The organism is Microbacterium sp. NPDC089320 (assembly GCF_040684875.1).
In the GTDB taxonomy this organism is placed as follows: Bacteria; Actinomycetota; Actinomycetes; order Actinomycetales; family Microbacteriaceae; genus Microbacterium.
On sequence record NZ_JBFBGY010000002.1, the window covers coordinates 239,830 to 252,757 of the forward strand.

Here is a 12,928-nt window from a genome sequence, read left to right on the forward strand (position 1 = left end):
CATGCGTTTCATCCCCACCAAGGTCCACGGAATTCTCGACTACGTCGTCGGCGTCGCACTGATCGCTGCTCCGTGGCTGTTCGGCTTCGCCAACGTCGGCGGCCCCGCCGTCATCATCCCGATCGTCCTCGGCGTCGGTCTCATCGTGTACAGCCTGTTCACCAAGTACGAATGGGGCCCCTTCGGCTTCATCCCGATGCCCGTCCACCTCGTCTTTGACATCGTGGCCAGCCTGTTCCTGGCGCTCTCGCCGTGGATCTTCGGCTTCTCGACCGAGGCCCCGAACGTGTGGGTGCCGCACGTGGTCGTGGGCGTCGCCGTGATCATCGTCGTGCTGTTCTCGCAGCCGCAGCCCGCGAAGGTCAAGGCCTCGGCACGAGCCTGATGAAGACCCTGAGGCCTCGCACGGTATCCGTACCGTGCGGGGCCTCAGCGCTGTGCCTCGCAGAGCGCGGTCACATCCACAGCCCCTCCGCGATCCAGCGGGCATGCAGCTGCCACGGGTCGGGAACAGTCTGAAGCGTCGCGATATGCGCCCCCAGCTGCGGCGTCAGCGTGAACCACTCGCCGCCTTCGCGTATGGCCGCGAACTCGCGATGACGTGCCTGTTCGAGATCGCGACCACCCCGCTCGAACGCGAGCAGCTCGTCGTGACGGATGCTCGAGAGCCGCTGACGAGGGCGTCGGCTGGTGCCGATCTTCACTCGACGGTCGTAGCGGATGTAGTAGACGACCTCGATGACGGGCCGGGGGAGGTCGTGGTCGGGGACGTCTCCGACGCGCCAGCCGCACCAGGCGCACACGAGCACCGCGTCGAGCCGACGTCCGTCGGTCCGGCCGCAGAGCAGACACGGATCGGGGAGCGGCGGGCTGGTCACCCTCCCGAGGCTAGGCGCCACCACCGACACCCGGGCCTGCGAGTGCCGGACGCTGGTCGTGGCCATGGCTGGTGAGGCCGTAGAACGCCGGCAGCAGCAGGAAGATCGCCGAGGCGACCAGGGGGTGGATGAAGACCCCCGCCATGCCGGCGACGAGGTAGAGGACGACGCCGATGAAGGCGCGCGGCCGCTCTCGTGCGAAGTACGCGTCGTCGACCTCCTGCTTCGTGAGGTCGGGGTGTCTCGCCAGGTAGGCGAAGAAGACCAGCCAGGAGGAGCACATCAGGGCACCGACCAGGGCATAGAGCGCCACCGCGACGCGCTCGTTCGTCAGATCGCCCGTCCTGGCGGTCTCGGCGACCACGGCGGTGGGCCAGGGCACGAGGGCGAGAGTGGCGAGGATGCCGAGGTTGGCCCACTGCAGGCCGCGGTCCATCTCGCGGATCCGCGTGAAGGCGGCCTTGTGGTTCAGCCAGATGACGGCGAGATACACGTAGGAGCCGGCGTAGGCCAGATAGGTCGGCCATTCATCGAGCAGCGCAGGGAGCAGTCCGCCAGGCTCGGTGTCGGGCGGACGCAGGTCGAGGACGAGGAGGGTGATGACGATGGCGATGATCGCGTCGCTGAATGCGACCGCGCGCGCGGGATCCGACCGGACCGTCGAACTCGTGCGAGCGTCGTCTGCGGAATCGCGACCTGTCGCCATCGTCTCACCCTTCATCCTCTGTCGCCGGTCAGTCGGCTGACTGCGGCGCGGCGAACTCCTGGACGATGCACTCACAGAACGCCGGCAGGTCATCGGGTGACCGGCTGGTGGTGAGCGCGCCGTCTGTGACCACGACCTCGTCTACGACCTCCGCCCCCGCGTTGCGCAGATCGGTGCGGATGCTCGGCCACGACGTGAGGCGGCGGCCGCGGACCCGGTCGGCTTCGGCCAGGGTCCACGGACCGTGGCAGATCGCCGCGACGGGCTTGCCCGAGTCGACGAAGTCCCGCACGAACGCCACTGCAGCGGCATCCGTTCGGAGCTTGTCGGGGTTGACCGTGCCTCCGGGGAGGAGGAGCGCGTCGAACTCGTCCGGCGTCGCGCCTTCGACCTGTCGATCGACGGCGAAGTCGCCGGCATCCTCGAGGTCGTTGTTGCGCGCCGCGATCGTCCCGGTACTGATGGAGAGCAGGACCGTCGAGGCGCCGGCGTCATCGAGGGCCTGACGGGGCTGCTCCAGCTCCACCCTCTCGACGCCGTCCGCGGCCAGGATCGCGATCCGGCGACCGCTCAGCGTGTCTGCCATGTCACGACTCCTTCGCTGCGAGATCCGGGTGGAGAACGACCTTGGTCCAACCGTCATCGCGCTTGTCGAAGTGCTCGTAGGCGTCTGGCGCGTCCTCGAGAGACAGCTCGTGGCTGACGATGCGCGAGGGCGTCGCCTTGCCGCCGGCGATGAGGTCGCGCAGCGGCCTGTTGTACTTCTTGACGGGGCATTGGCCGCTTCCGAGCTTCTGCCCGCGGAACCAGAACTCCCCGAAGTCGAAGGCCACCTTGCCCTGTTTCGCCAGCTCATCCGACGCACCGGGATCCTGCGGGATGAACACTCCGACGACGCCGATCTCTCCGGTGAACCGCACCGACTTCACCAGCCGGTTCAGCGTCAGGGTCGGATCCTCGTTGCCGTCGGGGTCGTGGGCCTGATAGCCGACGCACTCGCAGCCGTTGTCCGCCCCGAGGCCCATCGTCATCTCGGTGACGGCCTCGACCGGGTCGACCGCGGAGTCGTCGATCGGGATCGCGCCGATCTCCTCGATCTTGCGAAGCCGATCGGGATGCCGGTCGACGACCATGACCTTCCCCGCCCCCTTGAGGATGGCGGAGTAGGCGGCCATGAAGCCCACCGGTCCTGCGCCGTAGATGACCGTCTGGTCTCCGGGCTTCACGTGGGTGAGCTCGGTGGCGTGATAGCCGGTCGGGAAGATGTCCGCGAGCATCACGTAGTCGGTCTGCTTCTCCTGGGCGTCCTCTCCCAGCCTCAGACAGTTGAAGTCCCCCCACGGCACGCGCAGGAGCTCGGCCTGACCGCCGGCCCACGGCCCCATGTCGGCGAAGCCGTACGCGGCACCAGCCCACGCCGGTTCGGGCTGTGCGGTCAGGCAGTAGTTGGTGAACCCCCGCTCGCAGTTCTTGCAGTGCCCGCACGCGACGTTGAAGGGGATCGCCACATAGTCGCCGACCTTCACCTTGTCGACGCCATCGCCGACTTCTATGACCTCGCCGAGGTTCTCATGGCCGAACCAGCGACCTGTCTCGAAACTGGTCCTGCCTTCGTACATGTGCAGATCGGATCCGCAGATGTTCGTGGTGGTGATGCGGACGAGTACGTCCGTGGGTCGTTCGATCCGGGCGTCCGGCACGTCGGTGACGCTGACGGTGCGCGGGCCTTCGTAGACGACTGCTCTCATTGTTCCTGGTCCTTTCAAAGATGCGAAGCTGCAGGGTCATCCGGGGGAGCGGTGTGGGGTCGGTCACCTCGTTCCCTCGTCGACACGGCCGGACGGAGCCCCGGGCCGGAAGACCGCTCGGACGCATCCGTCGGTCTTGTCCTTGAACATCGCGTAGCCGTCGGGCGCCTCGTCGAGCGGCATCACGTGAGTGGCCAGGTGCTCGGTCACCAGTTCGCCGCGTGACATGCGCTCCAACAGCATCGGGATGTATCGGTGTCCGTGCTGTTGCGCCGAGCGGAGCGTGAGTCCCTTGTTCATGAGGGGGCCCAGGGGGAACTTGTCGACGAACCCGCCGAACACACCGAGCACGAAGACGCTGCCACCCTTCCGTGCCGAGAAGATCGCCTCGCGTACGGCGGTCGGCCGGTCGGTCTGCAGGCGAAGCTGCTGCTTGACCTGGTCGTAGGCGAAGTCGATCCGGTCGCTGTGCGCTTCCATCCCGACCGCCTCGATGCACACGTCAGGCCCTCGACCACCGGTGAGCTCGCGGAGCTCCGCCGAGACCTCGCTGGTCTCGTAGTTCATCGTCTCCGCACCGATCACCTGCTCCACCTGCGCGAGGCGCTCCTGGTATCGATCGATCACGACGACACGCTCGGCGCCGAGCAGAAGCGCTGCGCGCGCCGCCATCTGGCCGACACCCCCGGCACCCCAGACGGCGACCGTATCACCCGGTCGCACGCCACCGATATCGGCCCCCATCCACCCTGTGGGTGCCGCGTCGGAGGCGAACAGCGCTCTCTCGTCGCTCACTCCGTCAGGCACCGGGAAGGCCCCCTGGTCGGCGTACGGCACCCGGATGAACTCGGCGTGGCTTCCGGCCCATCCACCCAGCGCGTGGGAGTAGCCGTAGCATCCGCCGGGAGCCTGTCCCCACAGCATCTCCGGGATCCCGGCGTTCGGGTTGCCGTTGTCGCAGAGCGAGTACAGCTCGTTCTTGCAGTACCAGCATCTGCCGCAGCTGATGAACGAGCAGACCACCACGCGGTCGCCCACCCTGTGCCGCGTCACCGCAGATCCGGTCTCGACCACCTCGCCGATGAACTCGTGGCCGAGGACATCGCCTGCCCTCATGGTGGGCACGTAGCCGCCGAGGAGATGGAGGTCGGATCCGCACGAGGTCGTGAGGATCACGCGGACGATGATGTCCTGATCGTTGAGGATCGACGGATCGTCGACGGTCTCGACCGCGAGCTTGTTCACCCCGGTCCAACACAGAGCCTTCACAGCACACCCTCGCCTTTCGCATCGTCTTCTGCCGTGTCGACCACGGCGCCGAACAGCGTGGTGGGTCGGTGCCCGTGCGGTCTCGGCGTGCGCCGCAGGATCTCACCGGTCTCGAAGAGCTGCTTCGCATCGCGCAGGGCGGCACGAAGCGCCTGATCCGGGTCGTCGTCGCCGAACACCGCGGTGTCGGCGTTCTCGCGCACTCGCGCATGCACCTCGAACCCCTTATCGCCGGGTGCGGGGCCGACGCGCATCTCGAGCGCTCCGGAGATGGTTCCGAGGGACGCGGGAAGGTCGGCGGAGAAGGCCGCGGGATCGCCGAGGATCGTCACCGCCTTCCACCCCTCCGGATGCCGGCCGTCGCCGTCGGCCTCCCGTCGCTCGCGCACCAGCGACCTCGCCACCAGTCCGGCAGCGACGCCTGCTGCGGCTACAGAAACCGCGGTCTTCACGCCCATGTCTCCTCCTTCATCCGGGAGGGTGATGCCCTGTGCGGACTCGCCCTCGACTGAGCCCGCTCATCGTGACGAGGTGCCCGGAAGTCGTCAGAGGGTCTTCACAGATCACGTGCCGGGGAGGACAATGCCGCTACAGATGCAGAAAGCCCCGCGAACCGTGGAGGTCGCGGGGCTGATGTGGTGGGCGATACCGGACTCGAACCGATGACCTCTTCCGTGTGAAGGAAGCGCGCTACCAACTGCGCCAATCGCCCATACCCGTGGGGTACGTCAACCGATACTACCGGACGGTCGGAGGCGAAGTTGACCACACGGGGAGACACGCGCGAGATTCGGTTCCGGTTTGGCCAGTCGCCGATCATCGGCTAATGTTTCATAAGTGCCCGGGACAACAACCGGGAACAACGCGGATGTAGCGCAGTTGGTAGCGCACAACCTTGCCAAGGTTGGGGTCGCGAGTTCGAGTCTCGTCATCCGCTCAAGTGCAGGGGCCTTCTTCGGAAGGCCTTCGGCACGTGGGGTCAATCCACACGGTGGCGTGGCCGAGCGGCTAGGCACCGGCCTGCAAAGCCGTTTACACGGGTTCGAATCCCGTCGCCACCTCTCAGTAACTGAATAGCCCCAACGGGCGCGATTGGCGCAGCGGTAGCGCGCTTCCCTGACACGGAAGAGGTCACTGGTTCGATCCCAGTATCGCGCACAGACAAAACCCCCGGTTCTCCGGGGGTTTTTTCGTGTCTGGGGGAGTCAGGACGCCGTCGGCCCGGAGCGCTTCACGACTTCGTAGGCTGCGAGCGCCGCCTTGCGCGTCGCGGCGAGGTCGACGATCGGCTCGGTGGGAGCATCCGATGCCCACTCCGAGATGTACAGGCCGCGCGGGTCGAACTTTCTCGCCTGCAGCTCGGGGTTGAAGACGCGGAAGTACGGAGCGGCGTCTGCCCCTGAACCGGCGACCCACTGCCAGTTGAAGGGGTTGCTCGCGCCGTCGGCATCGACGAGCGTGTCCCAGAACCACTCCTCGCCGCGGCGCCAGTCGATGAGGAGGTTCTTCACGAGGAACGACGCCGTCACCATGCGCACCCGGTTGTGCATGAACCCTGTGTGCCAGAGCTCGCGCATGCCCGCATCCACGAGAGGGATGCCCGTGTCGCCCCGCTGCCATGCCGCGAGTTCCGAGGGCTTGAGTCGCGGCCAGGGGAACGCGTCGTACTGACGACGGAGGTTCTTCGTGGCGATGTCGGGTGCATGGAATGTCGTGTGCCAGGCGAATTCTCGCCAGCCGAGTTCCGAGAGGAACCCGGCTGCGCCGTCTGCCTCCACCGCCGCGTGCCATACGGTGAAAGGGCTCAGCTCGCCCCATCGCAGCCGCGGCGACAGCAATGACGTCGCGCCCGCCGATGGTTCGTCCCGCGCGCGATCGTACGAGCCGATGTCGTCTTGCAGGAAGGCACGCAGCCGCGCTTTCGCCGCCGGCTCGCCGGGCTCCCAGGTGTCGCGGAGTCCGCCTGCCCAGTCGGGACGCGTGGGGAGCAGGTTCCAGTCGTCGAGATCATCGGATGCCGGGGGTGTGGGCACGCCGTCGAGGCTTCGGGGCGCGGGCAGCGGTGCTCGCGGCGTGGGGAGGGCCAGACAGGCGCGCCAGAACGGCGTGAACACCGAGAAGTGCGTGCCGCTGCCGGTCGTCACCGTCCACGGTTCGTGCAGAAGGGAAGCCTGGAAAGAGGTGACCTCGTGACCGTCCGCGCGCAGCGCCGTCTTGAGCGCGGTGTCGACCTCGCGTTCGGCGCTACCGTATCGCCGGTTCCAGAAGACGGCGGTCGCGCCGGAGTCGGCGACGGTCTCGCGGACGACGCGTTCGGCAGGGCCGCGTCGCAGCGTCAGAGCGGCACCGAGGTCTCGCAGCGCGTCGTCGAGCGAGGCGAGGGAGTGGTGGAGCCACCATCGCGCGGCACCGCCGAGCGGGCGGATGCCGGGGGAGTCCTCATCGAGCACGAAGAGCACGACCAGCGGTTCGCCACGGTCGATGGCGGCCCTGAGCGCCGGGTTGTCGGCGAGTCGAAGGTCATCGCGGAGCCAGACGAGCGAGGGAGAGGCCATGGCACCATTCTCGCCCGGGTCGCCGAACCGGCGGACGGGGTTGTGCCTGCCACTGTTCAGCGGATAGGGCGCACCCGACGTCGCCTCTCGGTCGAGGGCTCGGCCGTCGACCACAGGGCCCAGATCACCAGGAGCGGCTGCAGGAAGAGCCTGCCGAACCGACGCGCCTCGGTGTCGAGACCCGGGGTGGACCTGTGGGTCCGCCACTGGTGGACGTTGCCGGGGAACACCGCGACGAAGAACGCGGCCGTGGCCACCCCCAGTCGGCGTCTCTCCTTCGGGAGGAGGAGGAGTCCGGCGGCCAGCGCGACCTCGGCGGCACCGGAGGCGATCACGATCGCGTCCTTGTCGAGGCGAGTGAGCCGGGTCGCCCAGTCGGGTACGACGACGCGGAAACCGCGGGTGCTTACGAAGTGGACGATGCCGATCGCCCCCAGAGCGAGTGCGAGGATCCAGCGCGCCAGCGATCTGATCATCCGTTCACGCTACCCCGCAGGGGTCGAGCATCCCCGTCTGACCGGGCGCGTCGCGTCACCCCGCTCGGCGTGCGCTGCCGTCTTTGCCACACTGATTGCATGACCGTCCTGCGCATCAGCATCCTGTTCGTGCTCGCCGCCGTCGCCGAGATCGGCGGCGCCTGGTTGATCTGGCAGGCCGTGAAGGAGAACCGGGGGTGGGTGTTCGCGGTCCTGGGCGTCATGGCGCTCGGTGCCTACGGCTTCATCGCGGCGCTCCAGCCCGACGCGAACTTCGGACGCGTGCTGGCCTCATACGGCGGGGTGTTCATCGCCGGATCACTGGCGTGGGGGATCATCGTCGACGGGTTCAAGCCGACAGTGTGGGACTGGGTCGGCTCGGCGATCGCGCTGGTCGGGGCGGCGATCATCATCCTCGCCCCGACGGCGGCGAACACGGCATCAGAGGTCGCGTCGTAGCGGTCTGCAGCCCCCGGGCATGCGAGTAGCCTAGATCCAGACCCAGATGGAGTGTGCAGTGCCTGAAAATGCTCAGCCGAAAGACGGCTTCGCCCTGTTCTCTGACCGTTCAGTCGTCGCGATGCGCGTCAACGGAACCCTCAAGGACCTCGCCGCGACAGTGACGGATGCCGACGAGGTCGAGCCGGTCACGATCGACAGTCCGGACGGGCTCAACATCCTCCGCCACTCGGCGGCGCACGTTCTGGCGCAGGCGGTGCAGCGGATCAACCCGCAGGCGAACCTCGGGATCGGTCCGCCCATCACCGACGGCTTCTACTACGACTTCGGCGTGGACACTCCGTTCACCCCCGAGGACATCAAGGCCATCACGAAGGAGATGCAGCGCATCGTCCGTGAGGGCCAGCGGTTCGTGCGTCGCGTCGTCACCGACGACGAGGCGCGGGCGGAGCTCGCAGACGAGCCGTTCAAGCTCGAGCTCATCGGCCTCAAGGGCGGCAAGGAGGCGGCCGAGGGCGCATCCGTCGAGGTCGGCGAGGGCGAGCTGACGATCTACGACAACACGACCCGCGACGGTGAGGTCGTCTGGAAGGACCTCTGCCGGGGACCGCACCTGCCCAACACCCGCATGATCGGCAACGGCTGGGACCTCACCCGCATCGCTGCCGCCTACTGGCGCGGCAGTGAGAAGAACCCCCAGCTGCAGCGCATCTACGGCACGGCCTGGCCATCGAAGGACGAGCTGCGCGAGTACCAGCACCGCCTCGAAGAGGCCGCCAAGCGCGACCACCGTCGTCTGGGCAAGGAACTCGACCTCTTCTCGTTCCCGGAGGAGATCGGCTCGGGCCTCTCGGTCTGGCACCCCCGCGGCGGCATCGTGCGCGGCGAGATGGAGCAGCACGCGCGCAGGCGCCACATCGAGGGTGGCTACACCTACGTGTACACGCCGCACATCTCGAAGGAAGACCTCTTCCTCACCTCGAACCACCTCGTCACCTACAAGGACGGCATGTACCCGCCGATCGTCATGGACGAGGAGCGCGACGACGAGGGCAACATCACCAAGCAGGGCCAGGACTACTACCTGAAGCCCATGAACTGCCCGATGCACATCCTGATCTACAAGGAGCGTGCGCGCAGCTACCGCGACCTGCCGCTGCGGTTCGCCGAGAACGGCACGGTGTACCGCAACGAGCTCTCCGGCGCGCTGCACGGCCTCACTCGGGTGCGTGGTTTCACTCAGGACGACTCGCACCTCTTCGTCACGCCCGAGCAGCTCGAGGGTGAGGTCGCCAAGGTGCTCGAGTTCATCCTCTCGATGCTGCGCGACTTCGGTCTCACCGACTTCGAGCTCGAGCTGTCGATGAAGGACGACGAGAAGTCCAAGTGGATCGGCTCCGACGAGTTCTGGGAGTCGTCGACCGACGCTCTTCGTCGCGTCGCCGTGGCATCCGGTCTCAAGCTCACCGAGGTCCCGGGTGAGGCCGCGTTCTACGGCCCGAAGATCGACCTCAAGACGCGTGACGCGATCGGGCGCACCTGGCAGCTCTCGACCGTCCAGGTCGACCCCAACCTGCCCGAGCGCTTCGAGCTCGAGTACATGGACAAGGACGGCCAGAAGAAGCGTCCGATCATGATCCACCGTGCGCTGTTCGGCTCGATCGAGCGCTTCTTCGCGATCCTGCTCGAGCACTACGCCGGCGACTTCCCCGTGTGGCTGTCGCCCGTGCAGGTGGTCGGCATCCCGGTCGCCGACGAATTCGCCGACTACCTCGGCGAGATCGTCGACACGCTGCGTGGCCAGGGCGTCCGTGCCGAGCTCGACGCCTCCGACGACCGGATGCAGAAGAAGATCCGCACGCACACCACCGGGAAGGTCCCGCTGCTGCTGATCGCGGGCGAGAAGGACCGGGATGCCGGGACGGTCTCGTTCCGCTACCGCGACGGCACGCAGGAGAACGGCGTGCCGATCGCCGATGCCGTGTCGCGCATCCGTGGGGCGATCGCCGCGCACACCCTCGTGCAGACAGCAGGGGACCTGGCGTGACGACGCCGCCCCCGCCGTGGGAGGACGCCGGCGACTTCGCCGGCGTCCCCGACGAGTTCCAGAGGCTCTGGACGCCGCACCGGATGGCGTACATCCAGGCCGGTCCCGAGCCACTGCGCGAGGAGTGCCCGTTCTGCGAGGCTCCGAAGTTCCCGGATGCCGAGCGGCTGATCGTCGCTCGGGGTGAGACGGCCTACGTGCTGCTCAACCTGTTCCCCTACAACTCCGGGCACCTGCTGGTGTGTCCGTACCGCCACATCGGCACCTACGACCAGGCGACACCGGGAGAGGTCGCCGAGATCGGGGCGCTGACCCAGATCGGCATGCGGGTGCTCCGGGAGGTCTCGCGCTGCGACGGCTTCAATCTCGGCATGAACCAGGGCGCGGTCGCGGGTGCGGGCGTCGACGGCCACCTGCATCAGCACATCGTGCCGAGGTGGACGTCGGACGCCAACTTCTTCCCGATCATCGCCAAGACCAAGGCTCTGCCTCAGCTGTTGGGCGAGGTGCGCGACGCCGTGGCGAACGCCTGGCCGTCGACGACGGCCTAGGCGAACGACCGGAACGGCGGGTCAGCGCACCTGGCGTGCAGTGAACTGCATGCGAGGATTCGCGTAGAACTCCTGCGCCTCGATGAGCTGCAGTTCGCGCGCACCCGACTCGAGCGTCATGGAGAGCAGGTCGAACACGCTGGAGGCCGTGCGCTCGAGCGCAGTCTTCGCATCGCCGGACTCGACATAGTGCGCCGTGAAGAGCGCCGCTGTGACGTCTCCCGAGCCATTGGCCTTCATCGGAAGGCGGGGCGTCTGCACGATCCAGGCGCCGGCCGAATCGGCGACGAGCATCTCGATCGTTCCCTCTTCGCGATCGGGGCGCTCGACGCTCGTGACGAGCACTGTGCTCGGTCCCATCGCGATGGCGAGATCGACGGACGCGAGCGTGGACTCGAGTGTGTCGGGCTCGGTGCCGGTCAGGAATCCGAGCTCGAACTGGTTCGGGGTGATGATGTCGGCGGCGGGGACGATCTTCTCGCGCAGCAGGATCGGGATCGCCGGCGCGACGAAGCATCCGGACTTCGCATTGCCCATCACCGGGTCGCATGCGTAGACGGCGTCGGGGTTCGCGGCCTTGACGCGGGCCACGGCGTCGATGATGACGTCTCCGATGCCCTCGCCGCCCTGGTATCCGCTGAGCACCGCGTCGATGTCGCCGAACACGCCGCGCTCCTCGATGCCCGTGATGACCTCGCGCACGTCGTCCGGCGAGATGAGCGGTCCGCGCCAGGCACCGTAGCCGGTGTGGTTCGAGAAGTTCACGGTGTAGACCGGCAGAACCTCGACGCCGATGCGCTGCAGCGGGAAGACCGCGGCGGAGTTTCCGACGTGGCCGTACGCCACGGCCGACTGGATGGAGAGGACCTTCATTCCCCGATCCTTTCAGTGAAGGCGGGAGTGCTCCCGCGGCGGATGGTCATCGCAGGGCTGCGACGAGGTCGGTGACGAGCGCCTCGGTGTCGTCGTCGGAGAGGTCGTGCACCGTGAGACGCAGGTGGTGCGAGGGGTCTGCGCGCTCGTCGAGTGCGAAGTCATCGCCGGTGCGCGCGAGCCACCCCCGACGCATGAGGCCTTCTGCGACGACCCGAGCGGGTTTCGGAAGACCGATCCACAGGCTCAGCCCGTCGCTCGCGGGGGAGTCGAGCCCATGCTCCCTCAGCCGATCCGCGAACGCGGCGTTCTTCGTGGCGTAGTGCTCGCGCGCGTCGGCGATGCGCGTGAGCACCGACTCGTCGGTCAGCTGGGTGAGAGTGAGTCGCTGCAGAAGATGGCTGACCCAGGTCGTCCCGGGGCTGAGGCGCATGGCGAGCCGCTCCGCGGTCGTCGTGTCGGTCGCCGCGATCGCGAGGCACATGTCGGGCCCCAGGAACTTCGAGACCGAGCGCACGAGCGCGAATCGGCGATGTTCGGGGCTGATCAGAGATTCGTACGGGCGCTGCGACAGCATCGAGAAGTGATCGTCCTCGATGATCAGCACGTACGGGTGGTCGGCGAGCACGGCGCGCAGCTCCGCCGCGCGCGCCGCGGTGAGGCTCGCACCCGTCGGATTCTGGGCGCGGGGCGTGCAGATGACGGCGCGCACACCCGCGTTCAGAGCGGAGCGCAGGCCGTCGACCGTCATCCCCTGCTCGTCGACGATCACGGGCACCGCCCGATAACCACCGAGGCGGACGGTATGGATGCTGGCGAGGAAGCACGGGTCCTCGAGGGCGACCGCATCGTCTCGCATGAGCGCCTGGGCGAGCAGCCGCTCGACGGCATCGACCGCGCCGCTGGTGATCGTGATCCGGAACGCGACGTCGTCGAGGTCTGACGCGATCCACTCGCGGGCCCAGGAATCGAGGGTCGGGTCGATGACGGGCTCTCCATACAGCACCGGTCGGCCGGCGACGGTTGCGAGCGCCTCGGACGGATCAGGGATCAGGCGGGGATCCGGGTTGCCGGTGCCGACGTCGCGCAGCACGGTGTCCGCCGCGTAGCCCTCCTGAGCGACGGACGCGAGACCGGTGACCACGGTGCCGGCTCGCCCTCGGGACACGACCAGTCCGGCCGCGGCGAGCTGCCGGTATGCCGCGACAGCCGTGTTCCGGTTCACACCGAGGGTCGAGGCGAGCTCGCGCACGGGAGGCAGCGCATCGCCCGGGCGCAGTGCGCCGCGATCACGCAGCGCGCGCACGCTGTCGGCGATGTCCGCTGCGGTGGTCCCGGTGATGTGGTCGCTCATGTGTCCTCACCT

The 12,928-nt window shown here is 67.7% G+C and carries 14 protein-coding genes and 4 tRNA genes; 7 read left to right on the forward strand and 11 right to left on the reverse strand.

Translation table 11 applies throughout. The features are described from left to right. Position 1: 1 nt before the first annotated feature. Positions 2–385, forward strand: a complete 384-nt coding sequence (locus AB0N61_RS05665; RefSeq protein WP_363362376.1) for an SPW repeat protein — start codon at positions 2–4, stop codon at positions 383–385. A 70-nt stretch (positions 386–455) separates the two neighbouring features. Here the strand turns inward: AB0N61_RS05665 and AB0N61_RS05670 are convergent, their stop codons facing one another. The 7 genes from AB0N61_RS05670 to AB0N61_RS05700 all read right to left on the reverse strand — a co-directional run bounded on the left by AB0N61_RS05670 (position 456) and on the right by AB0N61_RS05700 (position 5,313). Continuing rightward, positions 456–878, reverse strand: coding sequence for a GIY-YIG nuclease family protein (locus AB0N61_RS05670; RefSeq protein ID WP_363362377.1), 423 nt, complete (start codon positions 876–878; stop codon positions 456–458). Between the two features lie 10 nt (positions 879–888). Beyond that, entirely contained in the window at positions 889–1,584 is a 696-nt protein-coding gene (locus AB0N61_RS05675; RefSeq protein ID WP_363362378.1) for a TMEM175 family protein, read from the reverse strand. A 28-nt stretch (positions 1,585–1,612) separates the two neighbouring features. Beyond that, entirely contained in the window at positions 1,613–2,170 is a 558-nt protein-coding gene (locus tag AB0N61_RS05680) for a type 1 glutamine amidotransferase domain-containing protein (RefSeq protein ID WP_363362380.1), read from the reverse strand. A gap of 1 nt (position 2,171) precedes the next feature. Beyond that, positions 2,172–3,332: a glutathione-independent formaldehyde dehydrogenase gene (locus tag AB0N61_RS05685; protein ID WP_363362382.1), complete on the reverse strand. Its 1,161-nt coding sequence runs from the start codon at positions 3,330–3,332 to the stop codon at positions 2,172–2,174. 63 nt (positions 3,333–3,395) lie between these two features. Next, on the reverse strand, positions 3,396–4,601 hold the full coding sequence (locus AB0N61_RS05690) for a zinc-dependent alcohol dehydrogenase (RefSeq protein ID WP_363362384.1): 1,206 nt from the start codon (positions 4,599–4,601) through the stop codon (positions 3,396–3,398). Beyond that, positions 4,598–5,059 (reverse strand): hypothetical protein, encoded by a 462-nt coding sequence (locus AB0N61_RS05695; RefSeq protein WP_363362386.1) that lies wholly within the window; start codon positions 5,057–5,059, stop codon positions 4,598–4,600. Before AB0N61_RS05695 ends, AB0N61_RS05690 begins: the two co-directional genes overlap by 4 nt. A 178-nt stretch (positions 5,060–5,237) precedes the next feature. After that, positions 5,238–5,313, reverse strand: a tRNA-Val gene (locus AB0N61_RS05700). Positions 5,314–5,465: 152 nt separating this feature from the next. Between AB0N61_RS05700 and AB0N61_RS05705 the strand changes: the two genes are divergently transcribed. The 3 genes from AB0N61_RS05705 to AB0N61_RS05715 all read left to right on the forward strand — a co-directional run bounded on the left by AB0N61_RS05705 (position 5,466) and on the right by AB0N61_RS05715 (position 5,759). Beyond that, positions 5,466–5,538: transfer RNA gene (locus AB0N61_RS05705), tRNA-Gly, on the forward strand. A 53-nt stretch (positions 5,539–5,591) separates the two neighbouring features. Further along, a tRNA-Cys gene (locus tag AB0N61_RS05710) sits at positions 5,592–5,662 on the forward strand. Between the two features lie 25 nt (positions 5,663–5,687). Further along, a tRNA-Val gene (locus AB0N61_RS05715) sits at positions 5,688–5,759 on the forward strand. 47 nt (positions 5,760–5,806) lie between these two features. On the opposite strand, the gene AB0N61_RS05720 is transcribed toward AB0N61_RS05715, so the two are convergent. Continuing rightward, positions 5,807–7,156, reverse strand: a complete 1,350-nt coding sequence (locus AB0N61_RS05720; protein WP_363362388.1) for a deoxyribodipyrimidine photo-lyase — start codon at positions 7,154–7,156, stop codon at positions 5,807–5,809. A 56-nt stretch (positions 7,157–7,212) separates the two neighbouring features. Next, a complete protein-coding gene (locus AB0N61_RS05725; RefSeq protein ID WP_363362389.1) occupies positions 7,213–7,632 on the reverse strand; it encodes a hypothetical protein in 420 nt (139 codons plus the stop codon). 99 nt (positions 7,633–7,731) lie between these two features. Between AB0N61_RS05725 and AB0N61_RS05730 the strand changes: the two genes are divergently transcribed. Genes AB0N61_RS05730 through AB0N61_RS05740 form a run of 3 tightly spaced genes read left to right on the forward strand, consistent with a single transcriptional unit; the run spans position 7,732 to position 10,689 of the window. Continuing rightward, complete coding sequence (locus tag AB0N61_RS05730) at positions 7,732–8,091, forward strand: YnfA family protein (RefSeq protein ID WP_167943406.1); 360 nt, start codon at positions 7,732–7,734, stop codon at positions 8,089–8,091. 46 nt (positions 8,092–8,137) lie between these two features. After that, positions 8,138–10,138 carry a threonine--tRNA ligase gene (gene thrS, locus AB0N61_RS05735; protein ID WP_363362390.1) on the forward strand — a complete coding sequence of 667 codons (2,001 nt, stop codon included), beginning with the start codon at positions 8,138–8,140 and terminating at the stop codon, positions 10,136–10,138. Further along, positions 10,135–10,689, forward strand: coding sequence for an HIT domain-containing protein (locus tag AB0N61_RS05740; RefSeq protein WP_363362392.1), 555 nt, complete (start codon positions 10,135–10,137; stop codon positions 10,687–10,689). The genes thrS and AB0N61_RS05740 overlap by 4 nt, the downstream gene beginning before the upstream one ends. Positions 10,690–10,710: 21 nt before the next feature. Here AB0N61_RS05740 and pdxY read toward each other — a convergent pair whose 3' ends face one another. Both pdxY and AB0N61_RS05750 read right to left on the reverse strand, forming a co-directional pair. Then, the gene (gene pdxY, locus AB0N61_RS05745) at positions 10,711–11,562 is read right to left on the reverse strand and encodes a pyridoxal kinase PdxY (RefSeq protein ID WP_363362394.1); all 852 of its coding nucleotides are present in this window, start codon (positions 11,560–11,562) and stop codon (positions 10,711–10,713) included. 46 nt (positions 11,563–11,608) lie between these two features. Next, the gene (locus AB0N61_RS05750; RefSeq protein ID WP_363362396.1) at positions 11,609–12,916 is read right to left on the reverse strand and encodes an aminotransferase class I/II-fold pyridoxal phosphate-dependent enzyme; all 1,308 of its coding nucleotides are present in this window, start codon (positions 12,914–12,916) and stop codon (positions 11,609–11,611) included. Between the last annotated feature and the right edge of the window lie 12 nt (positions 12,917–12,928).